20 protein-coding genes are annotated in these 18871 nt (G+C 68.6%); 6 read left to right on the top strand and 14 right to left on the bottom strand.

Features of this window, described 5'->3' with window-relative positions; translation table 11 throughout:
• Window positions 1–81 precede the first annotated feature (81 nt).
• On the top strand, window positions 82–1914 hold the full coding sequence (locus AB0P11_RS14300) for an ATP-binding cassette domain-containing protein (RefSeq protein ID WP_363522603.1): 1833 nt from the start codon (window positions 82–84) through the stop codon (window positions 1912–1914).
• Window positions 1915–1983: 69 nt separating this feature from the next.
• Here the strand turns inward: AB0P11_RS14300 and AB0P11_RS14295 are convergent, their stop codons facing one another.
• The 12 genes from AB0P11_RS14295 to hemE form a co-directional block, all read right to left on the bottom strand.
• Window positions 1984–2433: a hypothetical protein gene (locus tag AB0P11_RS14295; RefSeq protein ID WP_053097989.1), complete on the bottom strand. Its 450-nt coding sequence runs from the start codon at window positions 2431–2433 to the stop codon at window positions 1984–1986.
• 376 nt (window positions 2434–2809) lie between these two features.
• The gene (locus tag AB0P11_RS14290) at window positions 2810–4138 is read right to left on the bottom strand and encodes a glutamate-1-semialdehyde 2,1-aminomutase (RefSeq protein ID WP_363522601.1); all 1329 of its coding nucleotides are present in this window, start codon (window positions 4136–4138) and stop codon (window positions 2810–2812) included.
• Between the two features lie 111 nt (window positions 4139–4249).
• A complete protein-coding gene (gene hemB / locus AB0P11_RS14285; protein ID WP_363522599.1) occupies window positions 4250–5227 on the bottom strand; it encodes a porphobilinogen synthase in 978 nt (325 codons plus the stop codon).
• Entirely contained in the window at window positions 5224–6015 is a 792-nt protein-coding gene (locus AB0P11_RS14280) for a uroporphyrinogen-III synthase (protein ID WP_053097992.1), read from the bottom strand. The genes hemB and AB0P11_RS14280 overlap by 4 nt, the downstream gene beginning before the upstream one ends.
• Window positions 6012–7028 carry a hydroxymethylbilane synthase gene (gene hemC / locus AB0P11_RS14275; RefSeq protein WP_056280459.1) on the bottom strand — a complete coding sequence of 339 codons (1017 nt, stop codon included), beginning with the start codon at window positions 7026–7028 and terminating at the stop codon, window positions 6012–6014. The genes AB0P11_RS14280 and hemC overlap by 4 nt, the downstream gene beginning before the upstream one ends.
• A 7-nt stretch (window positions 7029–7035) precedes the next feature.
• Window positions 7036–7713 (bottom strand): hydrogen peroxide-dependent heme synthase, encoded by a 678-nt coding sequence (gene hemQ / locus AB0P11_RS14270; RefSeq protein WP_053097994.1) that lies wholly within the window; start codon window positions 7711–7713, stop codon window positions 7036–7038.
• Window positions 7714–7782: 69 nt separating this feature from the next.
• Window positions 7783–8064: a hypothetical protein gene (locus tag AB0P11_RS14265; protein ID WP_072592006.1), complete on the bottom strand. Its 282-nt coding sequence runs from the start codon at window positions 8062–8064 to the stop codon at window positions 7783–7785.
• Entirely contained in the window at window positions 8051–8458 is a 408-nt protein-coding gene (locus AB0P11_RS14260) for a phage holin family protein (RefSeq protein ID WP_053097996.1), read from the bottom strand. Before AB0P11_RS14260 ends, AB0P11_RS14265 begins: the two co-directional genes overlap by 14 nt.
• 1 nt (window position 8459) lies before the next feature.
• Window positions 8460–8882, bottom strand: a complete 423-nt coding sequence (locus AB0P11_RS14255; RefSeq protein WP_072592007.1) for a hypothetical protein — start codon at window positions 8880–8882, stop codon at window positions 8460–8462.
• A 153-nt stretch (window positions 8883–9035) separates the two neighbouring features.
• Window positions 9036–10598, bottom strand: a complete 1563-nt coding sequence (locus AB0P11_RS14250; RefSeq protein ID WP_363522595.1) for an FAD-dependent oxidoreductase — start codon at window positions 10596–10598, stop codon at window positions 9036–9038.
• 58 nt (window positions 10599–10656) lie between these two features.
• Window positions 10657–10995 (bottom strand): metalloregulator ArsR/SmtB family transcription factor, encoded by a 339-nt coding sequence (locus AB0P11_RS14245; protein WP_053097999.1) that lies wholly within the window; start codon window positions 10993–10995, stop codon window positions 10657–10659.
• 66 nt (window positions 10996–11061) lie between these two features.
• Window positions 11062–12084: a uroporphyrinogen decarboxylase gene (gene hemE, locus AB0P11_RS14240; protein ID WP_363522593.1), complete on the bottom strand. Its 1023-nt coding sequence runs from the start codon at window positions 12082–12084 to the stop codon at window positions 11062–11064.
• Window positions 12085–12145: 61 nt separating this feature from the next.
• On the opposite strand from hemE, the gene AB0P11_RS14235 reads away from it, so the two are divergent.
• From AB0P11_RS14235 to AB0P11_RS14220, 4 genes are all read left to right on the top strand, one after another.
• Entirely contained in the window at window positions 12146–13453 is a 1308-nt protein-coding gene (locus AB0P11_RS14235; RefSeq protein WP_363522591.1) for a glutamyl-tRNA reductase, read from the top strand.
• Between the two features lie 144 nt (window positions 13454–13597).
• Window positions 13598–14041 (top strand): hypothetical protein, encoded by a 444-nt coding sequence (locus tag AB0P11_RS14230; protein ID WP_363522589.1) that lies wholly within the window; start codon window positions 13598–13600, stop codon window positions 14039–14041.
• A gap of 37 nt (window positions 14042–14078) precedes the next feature.
• On the top strand, window positions 14079–14651 hold the full coding sequence (locus tag AB0P11_RS14225) for an HhH-GPD-type base excision DNA repair protein (RefSeq protein ID WP_363522587.1): 573 nt from the start codon (window positions 14079–14081) through the stop codon (window positions 14649–14651).
• Window positions 14648–15073 (top strand): DUF1801 domain-containing protein, encoded by a 426-nt coding sequence (locus AB0P11_RS14220; protein ID WP_053098004.1) that lies wholly within the window; start codon window positions 14648–14650, stop codon window positions 15071–15073. The genes AB0P11_RS14225 and AB0P11_RS14220 overlap by 4 nt, the downstream gene beginning before the upstream one ends.
• Before the next feature lie 57 nt (window positions 15074–15130).
• On the opposite strand, the gene AB0P11_RS14215 is transcribed toward AB0P11_RS14220, so the two are convergent.
• On the bottom strand, window positions 15131–16516 hold the full coding sequence (locus AB0P11_RS14215; protein WP_053098005.1) for a glycine--tRNA ligase: 1386 nt from the start codon (window positions 16514–16516) through the stop codon (window positions 15131–15133).
• A gap of 105 nt (window positions 16517–16621) precedes the next feature.
• Complete coding sequence (locus AB0P11_RS14210; RefSeq protein WP_363522584.1) at window positions 16622–17311, bottom strand: GNAT family N-acetyltransferase; 690 nt, start codon at window positions 17309–17311, stop codon at window positions 16622–16624.
• A 91-nt stretch (window positions 17312–17402) separates the two neighbouring features.
• Between AB0P11_RS14210 and AB0P11_RS14205 the strand changes: the two genes are divergently transcribed.
• Window positions 17403–18866, top strand: a complete 1464-nt coding sequence (locus AB0P11_RS14205) for a peptide MFS transporter (RefSeq protein WP_187250630.1) — start codon at window positions 17403–17405, stop codon at window positions 18864–18866.
• The last annotated feature ends 5 nt before the right edge of the window (window positions 18867–18871 follow it).

Genomic DNA, 18871 nt, shown 5'->3' with positions numbered 1-18871 from the left:
CGTGTCTGTACGGTAAATGCACGATCCGGCGGCTTTTCCGGCAGGATAGACAGAACTGCCCACTGCAACGAGAGGTCGCAGATGCCCGACGGACAGGTGCTCGAGTTCACGCACGTCACGAAGCGGTTCAACGACGTGACGGCGGTGTCCGACTTCTCCGCGCGGGTCGAGCCCGGCGTCGTGACCGCTTTCCTCGGCCCGAACGGTGCCGGAAAGACCACCACGCTGCGCATCCTCCTCGGTCAGGTGCGCGCCACGAGCGGCACCGCCACGATCGGCGGAGTCGCACATCCTGAACTGCGTCACCCGCTGCGCACCATCGGCTCCGTCCTCGAGGAGACCGCCTACCGCCCGCGGCGTTCGGCAGCCCGCCAGCTGACCATCGCGGCCAAGGCCAACGGCATCCCGCTCTCGCGTGTCGACGAGGTCCTCTCTCTGGTCGGGCTCGAGCACGAAGCGGAAGGACGCATCGGCAGCTTCTCGCTCGGGATGCGGCAGCGGCTGAGCGTCGCGCACGCGCTGCTGGGCGACCCTGGCGCGCTCGTCTTCGACGAGCCGGCGAACGGGCTCGACCCCGAGGGCATCCGGTGGATCCGACTCCTCCTGCGCCGGCTCGCCGATGAGGGCCGCACGGTTCTCGTCTCCTCACACGTGCTGAGCGAGATCGAGCAGGTCGCAGACCACGTGCTCGTGCTCTCGAAGGGCCAGCTGGTCCTCTCGAGCGGCATCGAGAAGTTGGCCGACCCGTCCGCCGGATCCGTGGTCGTCGACGCCGAAGATCGCGCGGCCTTGAAGGCGGCGCTCTCGGCCGCCGGCCTCGAGGTCGAGGTGCTCCGCTCGGGTCTCACGGTCCGCGGCAGCAATGCCGGCGCCGTCGGCGCCATCGCCGCATCGGCCGGCATCGCTCTGGCGACCCTGGTGCAGCGCGGCCCGACGCTCGAAGACGTCTTCATCGAGCTCGTGCGCGGCGGGAGACTCGCCCCGCAGGCCATCACGGCTGCACCGGTCATCGAGTCGGAGACGCCGGTCGCGGATGCGACAGCGCCGCTCGCGGCGGTCCCTGCGACGCCCGACGCTCAGGACGTGTCCGGTCCGAGTGCCCCCGATTCTGCTGCGTCCGACGCCGCTGCCTCCGATGCCGACGCGTCCGAAGCCGACTCGTCCGAAGCCGACTCGTCCGATTCCGACTCGTCCGATTCCGACGCCGAACGCGCGGAGGCCGATGCGGCCGACGTCGAGGCTGACGCCGCCGCGGATGCAGCGGATGCGGCTCGCGACATCGAGTACGCCGCGGCGGAGCTCGGCTACGCAGCGGACGCCTCGGATGCGAACGACGCCGAGGATGCGGCTGATGTGGCCTCCGATGCCGCGCATGCGGGCGGTGACGAGGTCTCCGGCGACGACGACTCGACGGGGGAATCGACCCAGCACGAGACCACGGCCGAGGAGCGCCCTCAGCCCTCCTTCGACGACATCCTCTTCGGCACGACCCCTGTCGATGCTCCCACCGATCCCGATGTGCCCTCGGCGGCCGAGAGCGGCGCGGAGGAGCACTCCGGCGTCGAGTTCTTCGGCGAGGCGCACGACTCCGAAGACGCGTCGGAGTCGTCGGATGACGTCGCCGCGCCGTCTGACGATGACCCCCGATCCGCGGCCGTCACCTCGATGCTCGCTGCAGCAGCGCGCGCGTACTACGAGGACGAGCCGAAGGACTATCCGCTCGGAGACGCCGACGCATCAGCCGACGCGCAGGCGACGACGGATGCTGAAGGCGAGCACCACGAGGGCGAGCACCACGACGGCGATCACCACGAGCACCACGAAGGTGAGCACCACGAACGTGAGCACCACGAGGGCGAGCACCACGAGCACCACGAAGGTGAGCACCACGAAGGTGAGCACGACCGCTCCTGAGGTCGCTCCCCCATTGCGAACGCCCTCCGCGCCATAAGGCTGCGGAGGGCGTTTCCCGTTCCGTGACGGTCAGGCGGGACGCGGGCGGATCACTGGGCGGCGGCTGCCCTTCGAGACCGGCGTGGGCGAGGTCGCCACGATCTCCTCGACGTCCGCCGGCTCATCCGACACATCGAGTCGGAGCGCTTGGGTCAGGGCGAGGCCGTGCCTCGTCGTGAGGATCAGACGCCGGTACTGCGCATCCCCGGAGAGATCGATGACCACGCTGGGACGACGTTTGCGGATGAGGACGAAGTCGACGCTGCCTGCGGCCTTCCACGTGCCTGCGGCGAGCACTCCGGGGATGTGCGTCCCCGGGTTCGGCACGCCACGCAACCAGGTCCACGCATCATCGATGAGCTGGACCTTGGTGATGGTGTCGCGCACGAGCCGCACGTTGTCCCGGTGGAAGCTCGCCGCACGCTCGATCGGCGAGAGCACGATCTCAAGTTGCGTCTGGTCCAGCAGCAACGTCACCATGCGTCCAGTCTGCCAGCGGCACCCTTCCAGATGTCTGTGTCTTGTTCACAGGAAGGCAACGATCCGTTGTCGGTTCCCACGATTCCACCCCTTTTCCATTCCGATGTTCCGCTCGACTTTCGAACAAATCTACTAGATTCGGAACATGACATTCGCCACCGACCTCGGCCTCGAGCAGCGTGCAGAGCTTCTCGACTCCTGGGTCGAGAAGCGGCGGCAGATTGTCCGGCTGAAGGACGAACAGCCGGTCGCATCGCTCAGGGCAGCCTCGAGTATGCCTTCACGGGTGCGGCATTCCTCGAGCGGGGCCACCCGCGCGTCCTGGAGGCCTTCCGCGAGGGAGCCGTCACGGCGGCTGGGGGTGGGTCAGCTCCGCTCAGGCAGTCGCGGCGGCATCAGCTGCGGCGCGCGCAGCCACGGGCAGAGCTGCCTCGATGCGCTGCAGCTCTTCCTCACCGTGAGCGGCGGTGAGGAACCACGCCTCGAACACGCTCGGAGGGAGCGCCACGCCCTGCTCGCGCATCGCATGGAAGAACGGGGCGTACCGGAACGACTCCTGCGCCTGAGCCTCGGTGTAGTCGCGAGGTGCAGATCCGCGGAAGGAGGCGCTGAAGAGGTTGCCGGCATGGGCGACGGCGTGGGTCGCACCGGCCTCCGTGAGCGCCTCATCCAGGGCGCGGGAGACTCGCGCTGCGGCCGCGTCGACGGTCGCGTACACCTCCGGCGTGGCGAGGCGCAGCGTCGCGAGACCCGCGGCGACCGACAGCGGGTTACCCGACAGCGTGCCCGCCTGGTAGACGGGTCCCAGAGGAGCGAGAAGGTCCATGATCTCCGCACGGCCTCCGAGCGCAGCCAGCGGCATCCCTCCGCCGACGACCTTGCCGAAGGTGATGATGTCGGGCAGATAGTCCTCGCCGGCGGCCGCCTGGAGCCCCCAGAAGCCCGCCGGGTGCACGCGGAAGCCCGTCAGCACCTCGTCGAGGATCAGCAGGGCGCCATGCGCGTGAGCGGTCTCGGCGAGCAGGCGGTTGAACCCCGGCAGCGGCGGAACGACACCCATGTTCGCCGCTGCGGCCTCGACGATCACCGCTGCGATGCGCGGGCCGTGCTCGGCGAACACAGCTGCGAGAGCGTCGGGATCGTTGTAGTCGATCACCAGCGTCTGAGCCGCGATAGGCGCAGGCACACCTGCGGAACCCGGAAGCGCGAGCGTCGCGACACCGGAGCCCGCCGCAGCGAGCAGACCGTCGGAGTGCCCGTGATAGTGCCCGGCGAACTTCACCAGCAGGTCGCGTCCGGTGGCGCCGCGGGCGAGCCGGATCGCCGTCATCGTCGCTTCGGTTCCGGTCGACACGAGCCGCACCCGCTCCACCGGCCGAACCTCCCCGAACCGCACGCGGTCGGCGATCAACTGAGCGAGCTCGACTTCGCCCTCCGTGGGAGCGCCGAACGAAAGGCCTCGGGTGGCCGCTTCCTGCACGGCGGCGACGACCTCCGGGTGCGCGTGGCCGAGCAACGCCGGCCCCCAGGATGCCACGAGGTCGACGTAGCGGTTGCCTGCGGCATCCGTGACCGTCGCGCCGCTCGCCGAGGCGAGGAAGCGCGGCGTGCCGCCGACCGAGCCGTACGCGCGCACCGGCGAGTTCACACCTCCGGGGATCACCGTGCGGGCAGCGGAGAACAGGTCGTCATTGCGGTCGGTCACAGCACACTCCTCAACGATGCGCGGACCTCTCCCGGCATCCCATCCAGGCTAATGCGCCGACCTGAGGGCGGGCCTCAGATCGACGGGGGTCTCAGCGAAGGTGTGCGCGACTCAGTCGCGCAGCCAGCGGGCGGCCTCGGTCGCCCAGTAGGTCAGGACGACGTCAGCACCAGCACGGCGGATCGAGAGCAGCGACTCGAGGACCGATGCACGACGATCGATCCAGCCGTTCGCAGCGGCCGCCTCGATCATCGCGTACTCACCGGAGACCTGATATGCCCACACAGGAATGTGGACGGTGTCGCGCACCTCTCGCAGCACATCGAGGAACGCCATCGCCGGCTTCACCATGACGATGTCGGCGCCTTCCTCCTCGTCGACGACGGCCTCGCGCACACCCTCGCGACGATTGCCCGGGTCGAGCTGATAGGTACGACGGTCGCCCGTGAGCTGCGAGTCGACGGCTTCACGGAACGGGCCGTAGAACGCGCTCGCGTACTTGGCGGCATACGCGAGCAGCAGCACGTCGGTGTAGCCGTCCGAGTCGAGCGCCTCGCGGATGACCGCGACCTGGCCGTCCATCATCCCCGACAGACCGAGCAGCTGCGAGCCGGCGCGGGCCTGCGAGAGCGCCATGGAGGCGTACCGCTCGAGGGTCGCATCGTTGTCGACCGACCCGTCAGCTGCGAGAACGCCGCAGTGACCGTGATCGGTGAACTCGTCGAGGCAGAGATCCGTCTGCACCACGAGTGCATCGCCCACCTCGGCGGCCAGCGCCTCGGTCGCGACGTTGAGGATGCCCTGGGGGTCGTCGGCACCCGAGCCCTGAGCGTCGCGCACGGCGGGCACGCCGAACAGCATCACACCGCCCACACCCGCCTCGGCCGCCTCGGTCGCGGCGGCTCGCAGAGAGTCGAGCGAATGCTGCGCGACTCCCGGCATCGATCCGATGGGCGCGGCCTCGGTGAGTCCCTCGCGGACGAACAGTGGAAGCACCAGCTGACGGGGCTCGATCGAGGTCTCGCGCACCAGTCCACGGACTGCAGCAGACTGGCGGAGACGGCGCAGTCGTACGTCGGGGAAGCTCACGGTGCCAACTCGTCCGCCGCGTGCGGGAGGGTGTAGCTCGACACCGCGTCGATCAGCGCGTCCACAGTCTGACGGTCGGCGACGACGGTGATCGGCAGACCTGCCCGATCGGCATCCTTCGCGGTGCGCGGACCGATGGCCGCCAGCAGCGTGTCGTCCGGGATCAGCGGGAACTGCTCGCGCACCTGTTCGGCGACTGAACCGCTCGTGATCAGGATCGCGTTGATCCGTCCGTTCTCGACATCACGCTTGATGCGCTCCGTGACCGGGACGCCGACCGTGCGATATGCCACAACGCTGTCGACATCGTGACCGGCCTCCTGTAGGAGGACGCTGAGCACGGGCTTCGCGATCTCGCTGCGCAGCGCCAGGATGCGTCGAGGCTCGGTCTCGAGGGCGATGAGCTGCTCGGCCATGCCCGCTGCCGAATTGTCTTCGTCCGGCACCATCGCGACTTCGTAGCCGACCGCCTGCAGGGCGGCGGCGGTCGTCTCGCCGACGGCCGCGATCTTCGTGCGGCGCGGGACGATCGCGCGGTGCGCGAACATCACGTCGACGGTGGTCGCACTCGTCACCGTCAGCCAGTCGTACTCTCCATCCGCGAGCCGGGTGAGAGCGACGTCGAGGGCTGCCTGGTCGGTGGTGGCGGCGAAATTGATCAGCGGTGCCACGACGGGCACCGCGCCACGGGAGCGCAGACTGGCGGCGACACCGTCGCCCCACGGCCCTCCGCGGGGTACGAGGATGCGCCAGCCGTCCAGCGGTCGGTCCTGCTTCGAATTGGTCATGATGAGGAATGCTCTCGGGAGACGAGGTCGGCCGCCCCTTGCTCGAGCAGCCGATGGGCGACAGACAACCCGATCTCGCGTGCTGCGTGCATCGGGTCTGCACCACCGGCAGCATCCGCTCCATTGCCGCTGCCGTTCCGACGAATATACTCCCCGTTCACGGCTTCGGTGACGTCGAGGCCGATACGGCGCCCACCGTCGGTGGCGTAGACGACTGTCCTGATGCGGATCTCGTCGCCCTCGACGACCGCATGTGCGGCCATCGGCGCCTGGCATCCGGCATCCAGCCCCTCGAGAACGGCACGCTCTACGGTCACCGCCAGACGCGTGTCGAAGTCGTCGAGCTCGGCGAGCGCGGCGAGCAGCTCTGCGGGGGCATCCGTGCGCGTCTCCACGGCGAGCGATCCCTGCCCCGGCGCTGTCGGCCATTCGGAGAGGCCCAGCTCTTCGCGGCGCAGCGGGGAGTCCGTGCCGAGGCGCGACAGACCGGCCGCAGCCAGGATCACCGCATCCAGTTCGCCGGACGCTACTCGCTGCAGACGAGAATCGACGTTGCCGCGGATGTCCACGACCTCCGCGTGCGGAGCCCTCCGGTGCACCTGCGCGATGCGCCGGGGGGATCCCGTGCCCACCTTGCTGCCGGAACGGAGCTGGTGCAGCGGTGTGCCGCCGCGAGTGATCGCGACGTCGCGCGCGTCCTCACGCACCGGGGTCGCTGCGATGACGAGACCGTCGGGGATCGCGGTGGGAAGGTCCTTGAGCGAATGCACGAGGAAGTCGCACTCGCCGGCGAGCAGGGCCTCTCGCAGACGCGTGGCGAAGATGCCCTGACCGCCGATCTCCGACAGAGACGCACGATTCGTGTCGCCCTCACTGGTGATCGGCACGAGCTCGACGGGCCGCCCCGAGATCTTCTCGAGCGCGGCGGCGACGTGCCCCGACTGCGCCTGGGCGAGCGCGCTGCGGCGGGTGCCCAATCGGATCGGGGAGGAGGTCTGACTCTGAGTGTTCATCGTCGACCTACTGCAGCACGTCCGCGATCTCGTCGAACCGGAGACGTCGACCCGTGTAGAACGGGACCTCCTCCTTCACGTACAGGCGCGCGTCGGTGTAGCGCAGGTCGCGCATGAGATCGACCAGCTCGGTGACCTCGTCGGCTTCGAGCGGCAGGATCCACTCGTAGTCGCCCAGGGCGAACGCGGCGACCGTGTTCGCGATGACCCCGGTGAACGCCGCTCCCTTGCGTCCGTGATCGGCGAGCATCTTCCGGCGCTCCTCTTCGGGCGCGAGATACCACTCCGGCGTGCGGACGAACGGGTACAGGCACAGCCAGTCCTTCGGCTCCACGCCGCGAAGGAATCCCGGGACGTGAGCCCGGTTGAACTCGGCATCGCGGTGCACGCCCATGACGTTCCAGACCGGCAGCAGGGTGCGCAGCAACTCGGTGCGGCGGAGGCGGCGGAGAGCCTTCTGCAGGTCTTCGGCAGTGTCGCCGTGCAGCCACACGAGCAGATCGGCGTCCGCCTTCAGGCCCGAGACGTCGTAGAAGCCGCGGACCGTGACGCCGGAGTCCTCGATGTACGAGACGATCGTCTCGAGCTCCGTGGAGTCGGACTCGGTGACAGCCACATCGGGGTTTCGTCGCCAGACTGCCCAGAGGGTGAAGCCGGACGGGTTCTCTTCGCGCGCATCGGACATGGATCCAGTCTGCCCCCTTTGTGAAGCACTCGCGAACGCGAGTCAGGATGCGAGGAATTCGGCCTGCGGTCAGCGTGAGAGCGCGCGGGCGATCGCCCAGACGGCACCGCCGACGATCACCGCGACGCCCACGGCTCCCGCGATCGCGGCAGCCGGGTTGCGGTCGGCGAAGACCCTCGCCTTCGCCGCGGCGCGCTTGGAGGCCGTGTCGATGCGCCGGGGGAAGTTGCCCTTGACCTCGATCGCCGCGAGAGCGGCCTTCAGCTCCGCCCGAGCCGACTGGACCGGGTCGACGATGCCCGCCGGAACCGCCGTCTTGGGCAGAGGCCTCGTGATCTCAGAGTTCGTCATTGCCGGCTTCCTTCACGAGTCTGATGTCTTCGCCCACCGCTTGCGCGGGGTTCTTACGAGCGAGCACCTTGCGGAACTTCAGGATGCCGAGCAGCGCGAACAGCAGCACGGCGAGGATCAGGATGCCGAGCACCGCCAGGGCGGACAGCCAGACCGGCCACCACGACGACAGCCCGGCGATCGCGAACACCAGGATCACCGGCACGGCCCAGAACAGGAAGAAGAGAGCGACGAGGAACCAGACGGAGCCGATCCCCGCGTCCTTCGCCGTCTTCGAGATCCAGGTCTTGGCCGCGTTGATCTCGGCTTTGACGAGGCTGCTGATGAGCTCGGGAAGATCGCCGATCAGGGACAGCAGGCTGTCCTCGGCGCGATCGCGGTATCCGCGGGGCATGTCAGCTGCCAGACTTCGCGGCGGTGGAGCCGGGCGTTGCCGGCTTCTTGGCCGCGGGCTTCTTCGCGTCGTCCTTCTTCGCGGCGTCCTTGACCTCTTCGACGGCGTCCTCGGTGGCGTCGACGATGTCGTCAGCGGCCTTGCGCCCCGCAGCCACGGCGGAGTCGAGTCGCTGCCCAGCGGTCTTGTCGCCACCGCCGGCCGACTTGACGACCTTCTGCACGCCGGTCCAGATCGCACCGGGCACTGCCGCCGCCTTGTCGCCGACGTAGCCCTTGACCTTGTCGACCTGCTCCTGCACCGGGTCGAGGTTCCAGACCTTCAGCCACTGCGTCTTGATCTGCTCGTACCTCTCGCGGCCCGCGCGGGTTCCGAGCACGTATCCCACGCCGATTCCTACGACGAGTCCGATCTTCCCCTTCATGGGGTCTCCTCACGTTGTTCCGGTGTGAACGCCTGGGGCGAACCGACGACTCGGAGCCGCCTGCAGGTGTCCAGCGTAGCCCCGTATGCCGATTTCGGCATCTGTCACGCAGAGGGTTGACAGCGGAGCGACTTTCGGGTTCGTGCGACGGCGTCAGTCCCAGAGCAGCGCCCGACGAAGCCGGTCCGCCTCTTCGCGCGCGTCGGGGATCACCTGGGCGAGACCCGTGCCGGCCAGCCACGCGCCGACGGCGGCGAGCCCGTGCACGCCCTGCACAGCCGACCTCGCGGCCTCTCGGCGCGCACCGGAGCCGATGATCGATGCAGGCTGCGACTGCACGTACCTCGCGCGGTGAGACGCCACGAGGTCGCCCGCCGCGAGCGGCACGCCGAGGAGAGCGGATGCTTCGCTCAGCGCCAGTCGAGCCGCGGCGTCGTCGTCGAGCGCGGTGGTGGCGGCGGGTTCGCCCTGGGCTCCGAACGAGACCCGCACGACGTGCCGGGGGCCGGCCGCGGCGCGCACCCAGTCCCACTTCGCACTGGAGTGGGTGAGCGCCTTCGCTGTGTGACTGCCGGGGACGGTCAGCACGCCGGTGCCCCGTGGAGCACCCGCCAGTGCCGACGGCTCCAGCAGCAGTGTGACGATCTCGATCTCCGGAGCATCCGCCGGCGCGGTCTCCGCCAGTGCGGGCACGCTCTTCTCGAGAAGTCGCCTCGCGGCGGCCTCGGAGGTCGCGACCACCACGCCATCTGCGGCGAACTCGATCTCCTCCGCGTGAGCGTCGCCGAGAACGGCGTCTGCCACGGGAGCGACGTCGGCGTGAGCCTTCACCATCCACGCCTCGGCGGTGCGCGTCACCTGCGTCACCTGCGCGCCGGTGTGCACGACGCCACCGAGCTTCTCGATGTCCGCGACCAGCGCCTCGATCAGCACCGTCATACCGCCGTCGAGCCCTTCCACGGCCGCGCCGGGCGCGAGCGCGGCACCCTCGCGACTCGCGGCTCCGCGCGCCTTCGCAGCTCTGTCCGCGCTCTCCTGCCGCATCGTCTGCACCGCCCCCGAGAGCGATCCGACGCGGGTGAGAGCTGCGTTGAGTCCGGGGGCCGCGATGTCGACATCGACGTCGTCAGGCGAGGCTGAGTACACACCGGTCGTGACCGGGGCGACGAGACGATCGCGCACCCTGGCTCCCATGCGCGACGACACCAGTCTGCCGAGGCTCTGACTGTGGCCGATCGTCAGCGGCGGGCGAACGCGATCCAGGTACGCACGCCATGCGCCCGACCACCCGATGATGCGGCGGACGTCCTCCTGGAACGGATTGCCGGGGATTCCGAGAATCCCGCCGACGGGCAGCGGTGCCGCGCCGATGCCGGGGATGCCAGCGAGCCAGGCGCTCCCTGCCGCGGGCGCGACGATGCGGTCGGCGAGGCCGAGCTCCTCGATCAGAGCGCGCACACGGCCGCCCCTCGTCGCGTAGCTCTCCGCGCCGGCATCCAGCACCACGCCGTCGAGCTCAGCGCGACGGATGGCGCCGCCGACGGCATCCGTCGCCTCGAGCAGGGTGACGCGCATGCCGACCTTGACGCACTCCCGGGCAGCGATCAGGCCGCCGATGCCCCCGCCGATGACGACGATGTGCCTCTCCGCCGCCCTCGAGGCGAGGTCGGCCGGTTCGGCGCGGGGCGTCTCACTGTTCGCTGGCTTCGACGTCATGCGTCAATCCTTCCATCCGCCGGGGAAACGGCTTCCAGCATTCGGCCGGACAAACCCGTCACGCCTCGGTCTGCACCGCGGATTCCCGCCCGGTGCCGCGCTTGCGCACCTCACGGAGCACGATCTGCTCGGGGCACACGGTCGACAGGAAGTCGCCTACGGAGAGGGCCAGCCGCTCGCCGACGAGGGAGTACAGGATGCGATTGGCATCACGACGCTCGCTCACGAGACCCGCCTGACGGAGAACGCCGAGGTGCCGCGAGATCGTCGGCCCGCTCGACGAGAACCGCGAGGCTATCTCACCCGCTGCGAGCTCGCCCTCTTTCAGATCCTGCAGGATCTGGCGCCTCGTCGGGTGCGCCAGAGCCGCGAAGACGTCCGACGCACTATCTGTCATGGGTGCAATCTAGCACTGACGCTATATTGCATCCTCGTGAAGCTCGGCCGTGAAGCGCCCTGGGACTCAGATCGAACGGACCAGCTCGACGATACGGGTGAGCTGATCGGGGTCCGCCTCGGGCGGCACGCCGTGCCCGAGGTTGACGATGTGTCCCCTGGCGGCACGCCCGCGCTCGACGACGTCGCGCACATGCGCCTCGAGCACCGGCCACGGAGCCGACAGCAGTGCCGGATCGATGTTGCCCTGCACCGAGACGTCGGGGCCGAGGATCGCGGCGGCCTCGTCGAGCGGCATCCGCCAGTCGACACCGACGCCGTCGGCGATGCCGTCCAGGCGCATGTCGGCGAGGAAGGGCCCGGTGCCCACGCCGAAGTGGATGCTCGGCACGCCGATGGCATCGAGGGCGACACGCGAATGCGGTGCCACGTACGCGCGATAGTCGGCGGTGCTCAGCGACCCGGCCCAGGAGTCGAACAACTGCACGACGGATGCTCCGGCATCCCGCTGGATCTCGAGGAACCGGCGTGAGACCTGCGCGAGCCAGCCCGCGAGGCGGTTCCACGACTCCGGATCGGCGTGCATCATGGCCCGCGCCCGCAGGTGCTCCTTCGACGGGCCGCCTTCGACGAGGTACGCGGCGAGAGTGAAGGGAGCACCCGCGAATCCGATCAGGGGGGTGTCGCCGAGCTCGGCCGTGACGATGCCGACGGCCTCGGCGATCGCGGTGCCGTCGAGCGACAGCGGGTCGATCGCTGTGATGCGATCGACATCGGCGGCAGACCGCACGGGGTCGGCGAACACGGGGCCGCGTCCGGGCTCGATCTCGACGTCCACCCCGGCGAGACGCAGCGGGATGACGATGTCACTGAAGAACACGGCGGCGTCCACGCCGTGACGACGCACGGGCTGCAGCGTGATCTCGGCCGCGAGATCGGGGGTCAGGCAGGCGTCCAGCATGCGCGTGCCGACGCGCAGCTCGCGGTACTCGGGCAGCGACCTGCCGGCCTGGCGCATGAACCACACGGGAGCATGTTCGGGGCGGGGGCCGGTGAGGGCGCGCAGCAGCGGAGCGTCGGAGAGGACCATGCGACCATCCTCCCATCCGCCGCCGGGCCGACCTGCATGAAGCCTCAGGTAGAATCGTCATGTGCTGCTGGTTGTCACGGCGAGTCACAAGACCGCCTCCTTCGAATTGCTCGAACGCCTGAGCCGCACCCCCGATGACGTCGCCTCCACGGTCGTGGACATGGCGTCCTGCGTGCAGGGTGCGGTCGTTCTTGCTACCTGCAACCGCTTCGAGGCCTACGTCGAGATGGACGAGCCCGTCACGGCAGCGGGTGCGATCGGTGTCGAGGCGGTGCTCGAGGCTGTCGAAGCATCGACCGGCATCCGCGCGTCCGAACTCGACGGCGCCTACGAGGTGCACTCCGGTCGTCGAGTGGCGGAGCACCTCTTCTCCGTCGCATCGGGACTCGAATCCGTCGTCTCCGGCGAAGGCGAGATCGCCGGTCAGGTGCGTCGCGCCCTCAAGTCCGCGCGCAAGGAGGGCACCACCTCGCCCGAGCTCGAGCGGCTTTTCCAGCGCGCGAGCCAGGCGCAGCGCAAGGTCAAGAACGTCACAGCCCTCGGCCGGGCCGGCCGCTCGCTCGTGCGCCTCGCCCTCGAACTCGCTGACAGCCGCATCGCCGACTGGTCGACGGAGCGCGTGCTGCTCGTCGGCACCGGTGCCTACGCAGCCGTCACCCTCGCGACACTGCGCGAACGGGGAGCCGTCAACATCTCGGTGTACTCACCCTCGGGCCGCGCCGAGAAGTTCGCCGCGAAGCACGGCATCCGCCCGGTCGCCGCAGAGGACTACGCGCGCGTCGCCTCGCGATCGAGCCTGCTGATCACCTGCACGACGGCGACCGCTCCGGTGCTGACACCTGAGCACCTGCAGGCGCCGACCGGCATCGCACCCGAGGGATGCCCCGTCGCGTCGCACAGCCAGATGGTCGTCGACCTGGGCATGCCGCGCAACGTCGACCCCGCCGTCGCAGCGCTCGAAGGCGTCGCGCTGCTCGACCTCGAGACCATCAGCCTGCACGCACCGCTCGAAGAGCTGCAGGCGACGGATGCCGCACGCACCGTGGTGCGCGAAGCAGCTGACACGTTCCACGTCGTCGGCAGCCGACAGAGCGTCACGCCGTCGGTCGTCGCCCTGCGGTCGCATATGTTCGCGCTGCTCGAGGCCGAGATCGGCCGCGCTCGCGCACGCGGCGATGAGGACGGCAGGGTCGAGCAGGCCCTTCGCCACCTGACCGGCGTGCTGCTGCACGTGCCGACCACCCGCGCCCACGAGCTGGCCGCTGCCGGCCGCGCGGACGATTTCGCGACTGCACTCTCGACGCTGTACGGCATCGAGCCGGTCGAGTCCGCGATGTCGTCCGATACCGACGGCGCCGCGACCGCCTGAGCAGCGCTCCTTTTGCACAGGAGCCCTCTGCGGTGGTCTTTCCACAGCGCTCGGGAGAAGCACGGCGGTCGCCCTGGCGGCCACTTCGATGCTTCATATCGTCGAACCCCTGACAGCGTCGATCACGCGGCGCAGACTGGGGGAATGCTCGTGGATCCGAACCTGATCGGCATCATCGTCGCCCTCTTCGGCGTCACCGCCACCGTGCTCGGCGGCGTCTCTCGGATGCTTGCAAAGCAGGCCAAAGGGCTCGAAGTACGGTTCGACAGGATCGACGAGCGATTCGACAGGGTCGATGAACGGTTCGCGAGGGTCGAAGGCGACATCGCGGAGCTTCGCACCGAGCTCAAAGGCGACATCGCCGAACTCCGCAACGAACTCAAGGGCGACATCGCCGAAATCCGCACCGAGCTCAAGGGCGACATCGCCGAACTCCGCACCGAACTCAAGACCGAGATCGCCGAGCTCCGGTCGGAACTGAAGCAGGACATCTACGACGTCAAGACAGAGCTCAAGGCCGATATCGCCGATGTCCGAATCTCGGTCGCGCGTCTCGAGGGCCCCCTTCCCAAGCTCCAGCGCATCTGACTCCGGCATCGGAGCGAGTCGGTGCCAGACTGGATGCATGGCCCTTCACATCACCGGAAACACCGCCGCAGACGCGCTGCTCACCGACAATCCGCTGGCCCTGCTGGTCGGGATGCTGCTCGATCAGCAGGTTCCGATGGAGACGGCCTTCGCCGGTCCCCTGAAGATCGAGCAGCGCACAGGCGCGTCCGACGCCACCACGATCGCGGCCATGGACCCGAACGAGTTCCTCGAGGCGTTCAAGACGACGCCCGCCGTGCACCGGTTCCCGGGTTCGATGGCGGCACGCGTGCAGACCCTGTGCCAGGAGATCGTCGATCAGTGGGACGGAGACGCCTCGGCGATCTGGACCGACGGTGATCCGTCGGGCGCCGAAGTCCGGAAGCGACTCAAGGCCCTTCCCGGCTTCGGCGAACAGAAGGCGAAGATCTTCCTGGCTCTGCTCGGCAAGCAGTACGGCTTCACCGGCGCGGGATGGCGGGAGGCCGCCGGCGACTACGGCACCGAGGGTTCGTACCGCAGCGTCGCCGACATCGTCTCGCCCGAATCGCTCACCAGAGTACGAGAGCACAAGAAGGCCATGAAAGCTGCGGCGAAGGCGAACGCATGAAGCCCACGGGCGATGACGTCGCAGGTCTCATCGCCCGCTCCACTCCGGCGGTCCGCCGCCGGGATGCCGAGACGCTGACCGCGATCATGCAGGAGATCACGGGCCGCGACCCTCAGACCTGGGGCACGATCATCGGATTCGGAAGTTGCCACTACCGGTACCCGACCGGCACCGAGGGCGACAGCGGCCTGCTCGGCTTCGCCCCGCGCAAAGCGGCGACCACCATCTATCTGTTCGACGGCGTCGATGCTCACTCGGGCGCGCTCGAGAACCTCGGCCCGCACAGCACCGGCGTCGGATGCCTCTACATCAAGGACCTGGAACAGATCGACCTCGACGTGCTCCGCGGCATCCTCGAGCGCTCGCTCGCCTGGGTAGAGGCGGGCGGCACCGATCAGGTGCAGCTGACCGTCACCGGCTGACGCGAGAGGCCCGCCGTCCTCTCGGACAGCGGGCCTCTCGTTCCGGTGGTCCGCGCGTCAGGCGCCCTTGAGACGCTCGGCCAGGTACTCGTGCAGATCGTCGATCGAGACGCGCTCCTGCGCCATCGTGTCGCGGTCGCGCACAGTGACCGCACGGTCGTCGAGCGAGTCGAAGTCGATCGTGACGCAGAACGGTGTGCCGATCTCGTCCTGACGGCGGTAGCGACGGCCGATCGCGCCCGCGTCGTCGAAGTCGACGGCCCACGAGCTGCGCAGTGTGTCAGCGACCTCGCGCGCCAGCGGCGACAGGCGCTCGTTGCGGCTCAGCGGCAACACGGCGGCTTTGACAGGGGCGAGACGCGGGTCGAGCTTGAGCACGGTGCGCACATCGGTGCCGCCCTTGGCGTTCGGCACCTCTTCTTCGCGATACGCGTCCACGAGGAACGCCATCATGGCGCGAGTGAGGCCGAATGAGGGCTCGATCACGTAGGGCGTGTAACGGTCGCCGGTGGCCTGGTCGAAGTAGGTCAGGCTCTGGCCCGAGGCTTCGCTGTGGCTCGACAGGTCGTAATCGGTGCGGTTCGCGACGCCCATGAGCTCACCCCACTCCTTGCCCGTGAACCCGAAGCGGTACTCGACGTCGATGGTGCCGGCCGAATAGTGCGCGCGGTCATCTTCGGGAACGTCGAACTGGCGCATGTTCTCGGGGTCGATGCCCAGATCGATGAACCAGTTCCAGCACGCCTCGACCCAGTGGTCGAACCACTCCTGAGCTTCTGCCGGCGGCGTGAAGAACTCGATCTCCATCTGCTCGAACTCACGGGTGCGGAAGATGAAGTTTCCGGGCGTGATCTCGTTGCGGAACGCCTTGCCGACCTGGCCGATGCCGAACGGCGGCTTCTTGCGGCTGGCGGTGAGCACGTTCGAGAAGTTCACGAAGATGCCCTGAGCCGTCTCGGGGCGCAGGAAGTGCAGCCCGGACTCGTCGTCGACGACTCCCAGGTAGGTCTTGACGAGACCCGAGAACGACTTGGGCTCGGTGTACTGTCCCTTCGTGCCGCAGTTCGGGCACGGCACATCGGCGAGGCCGTTCTCCGCCTTGCGGCCCTTGCGCGCCTCGAAGTCCTCGATCAGGTTGTCGGCACGGAAGCGCTTGTGGCAGCTGAGGCACTCGACCAGCGGATCGGTGAAGGTCGCGACGTGACCGGACGCCTCCCACACGCGCTTGGGCAGGATGATGCTCGAGTCGAGGCCGACCATATCGCCGCGGCCGCGCACGAACGTCTGCCACCACTGGCGGCGGATGTTCTCCTTGAGCTCGGTGCCGAGGGGCCCGTAATCCCATGCGGACCGCGAACCGCCGTAGATCTCACCCGCCTGGAAGACGAACCCGCGGTGGCGGGCAAGGGCGATGACCTTGTCTAGACGGGACTGTTCGGCCACGGTGGCTCCAATGGTCGGCGGTGGGAAAGCCCGTGATCACGGGCACCTCAATCTTATCCGCGACCGCTTCGCGTCAGGACCCCGGCGAGGCCAGGTGTGCGGCGCTCAGGCCGTGAAGAGGTAGCCCTTCTCGACATCGAACCCCGAGAGAGCGAGGCCGCTGCCCAGCAGCCCCTCCATCTGCGCGCGCAGCCGCGTGCGCCACTCGTGCGCCGCCTCCGGATCCTGCATGCGCATGGTCTCGATGTCCGAGGGGATCTCGAGCGTCTCGACGATCGCGTCGGATGCCGGTGGCTTGGCGATGTCGGCGAGAGCCCACTCGACGTCGAGTCGGTCGCTCTCGTCCCCGGCATCCCCGCCGCCGAAGATGCCGTAGCGGTTGACGGAGTATCCGGTGACACGTGCGCCGAGAACGGTGAGGAAGAAGTGCGCGTTGCGGGCGACGAGCGGATCGAACGTCCAGGTGATGCGGCCGACATCGCGCGAGAACGCCCACTGGCGCTGGTGCTCCTTGAGCTCGCGCCCCCACCCGCGTCCGCGGTAGTCGGGCAGCAGTGCCGTGATGTGCGAGTGCATCGCCCGGCGTCCGGGTGCACCGAAGAACGCGATCGACGCGCCCACCATCCGCTCTTCGCCGCTCTCGGCGTCGAAGAGGCCGACGACGTAGTTGCCGGATTGCTGCAGGGCGCGCAGCGTGCCGGCGTCGATCACGCGCTCGGGGCCCCGGATGGAGTCGAGCAGGCCCTGCGCGTCGATGATGAGTTCAACGGTGTCCAGATCACGGATGGTTCGCACGCCCCCAGTCTGCCCCTCCGGTCGCCGTTTTCGGAATCGAGCGACGCGAACGGTCTGGGAACCATGCCGCGAGCGGGCGTACCGTGGAGGGATGTCAACCAGCGATACGACCGCCGAGAAGTCCGACACCAGGTTCTTCGGGCAGCCCTGGGCGCTCGTCCACATCTTCGGAGTCGAGATGTGGGAGCGCTTCAGCTTCTACGGCATGCAGGGAATCCTGCTGATCTACCTGTACTTCTCGGTCACCGAGGGCGGCCTCGGACTCTCGCAGGCCGTCGCGGGCGGCATCGTCGGCGCCTATGGAGGGTCGGTCTACCTCTCGACCATCCTCGGCGCGTGGATCGCCGACCGGATGCTGGGGTCGGAGCGAGTGCTGTTCATCAGTGCGATCGTGATCGTCGGCGGGCACGTCGCCCTGGCCCTGCTTCCCGGGTTCATCGGAGTCGGCGTCGGGCTCGTGCTCGTCGCCCTCGGATCCGGTGGCCTCAAGGCGAACGCCACGTCGGTCGTCGGAACTCTCTACAGCGCCGACGACACCCGCCGGGATGCCGGATTCTCGCTGTTCTACCTCGGCATCAACCTCGGGGCCTTCCTGGGCCCGATCCTCACCGGCATCCTGCAGTCGTCGCTCGGATTCCACTATGGCTTCGGCCTCGCCGCGATCGGGATGACGCTGGGGTTGGTGCAGTACTCCTTCGGCCGCAAGGCGCTGCCGGACGAGGCGCGCCGCGTGCCGAACCCGCTCCCCCGGTCGCGCTATCCGCTGGTCGCGATCGTCGCGGTCGCAGCCGTCGCGCTCATCGCGGTGCTGGTGCTCATCGGCGTGATCCAGGCCGACAACCTGGCGGACATCGTCATCATCGGAACCATCATCGCGACGGTCGCGTACTTCGCCGTCATCCTCAGCAGTCGGCGGATCGACGGCACCGAGCGCTCCCGCGTGTGGGGGTTCCTGCCGCTCTTCATCACGAGCGTCGCGTTCTGGTCGCTGTACCAGCAGCAGTTCACCGTGCTCACGGTCTATTCCGACGAGCGCCTCGACCGCAACATCTTCGGATTCGAGATGCCCGTCTCGTGGGTCCAGTCGATCAACCCCGTGTTCATCATCATCCTCTCCGGCGTCTTCGCGGCGATCTGGACGCGCCTCGGCCCGCGCCAGCCCTCCACCCCGGTGAAGTTCGCACTGGGAGCGATCATCATGGGTGCGGCGTTCCTGCTGTTCCTGCCGTTCGCAGGCGGCGGCGCCAACTCCACGCCCCTGCTCGCGATCGTCGGCATCCTCTTCGTGTTCACCGTGGCCGAGCTGCTCATCTCTCCCGTGGGGCTGTCGGTCACGACGAAGCTCGCGCCGAAGGTGTTCCACACCCAGATGGTGGCGCTGTTCTTCCTGTCGATCGCACTCGGCACCGCGATCTCGGGCTGGCTCGTGCAGTTCTACGACCCGAAGAACGAGGTGCCGTACTTCTCGATCCTCGGCGCGATAGCGATCGTGGTCGGCCTCGGTCTGCTGTTCGCCGTCAAGCCGGTGCTGCGACTGATGAAGGGCGTGAGCTGACGATC

The sequence above is a fragment of the Microbacterium sp. NPDC079176 genome (assembly GCF_040686675.1).
Lineage (GTDB): Bacteria > Actinomycetota > Actinomycetes > Actinomycetales > Microbacteriaceae > Microbacterium.
The sequence above is the reverse complement of the archived record's forward strand: the minus strand, read 5'-3'. Positions and strand labels throughout refer to the sequence as shown.

Bases quoted from the DNA above. Each gene is read 5' to 3' on its own strand.
- AB0P11_RS14220 (WP_053098004.1), top strand. From the start codon at position 14,648: ATGAAGCCCACGGGCGATGACGTCGCAGGTCTCATCGCCCGCTCCACT.
- hemC (WP_056280459.1), bottom strand. From the start codon at position 7,028: ATGAACACTCAGAGTCAGACCTCCTCCCCGATCCGATTGGGCACCCGC.
- AB0P11_RS14265 (WP_072592006.1), bottom strand. From the start codon at position 8,064: ATGACGAACTCTGAGATCACGAGGCCTCTGCCCAAGACGGCGGTTCCG.
- AB0P11_RS14245 (WP_053097999.1), bottom strand. From the start codon at position 10,995: ATGACAGATAGTGCGTCGGACGTCTTCGCGGCTCTGGCGCACCCGACG.
- AB0P11_RS14255 (WP_072592007.1), bottom strand. From the start codon at position 8,882: ATGAAGGGGAAGATCGGACTCGTCGTAGGAATCGGCGTGGGATACGTG.
- AB0P11_RS14295 (WP_053097989.1), bottom strand. From the start codon at position 2,433: ATGGTGACGTTGCTGCTGGACCAGACGCAACTTGAGATCGTGCTCTCG.
- hemE (WP_363522593.1), bottom strand. From the start codon at position 12,084: ATGGTCCTCTCCGACGCTCCGCTGCTGCGCGCCCTCACCGGCCCCCGC.
- AB0P11_RS14205 (WP_187250630.1), top strand. From the start codon at position 17,403: ATGTCAACCAGCGATACGACCGCCGAGAAGTCCGACACCAGGTTCTTC.
- AB0P11_RS14280 (WP_053097992.1), bottom strand. From the start codon at position 6,015: ATGACCAATTCGAAGCAGGACCGACCGCTGGACGGCTGGCGCATCCTC.
- AB0P11_RS14225 (WP_363522587.1), top strand. From the start codon at position 14,079: ATGGCCCTTCACATCACCGGAAACACCGCCGCAGACGCGCTGCTCACC.
- AB0P11_RS14250 (WP_363522595.1), bottom strand. From the start codon at position 10,598: ATGACGTCGAAGCCAGCGAACAGTGAGACGCCCCGCGCCGAACCGGCC.
- AB0P11_RS14300 (WP_363522603.1), top strand. From the start codon at position 82: ATGCCCGACGGACAGGTGCTCGAGTTCACGCACGTCACGAAGCGGTTC.
- hemQ (WP_053097994.1), bottom strand. From the start codon at position 7,713: ATGTCCGATGCGCGCGAAGAGAACCCGTCCGGCTTCACCCTCTGGGCA.
- AB0P11_RS14230 (WP_363522589.1), top strand. From the start codon at position 13,598: ATGCTCGTGGATCCGAACCTGATCGGCATCATCGTCGCCCTCTTCGGC.
- AB0P11_RS14260 (WP_053097996.1), bottom strand. From the start codon at position 8,458: ATGCCCCGCGGATACCGCGATCGCGCCGAGGACAGCCTGCTGTCCCTG.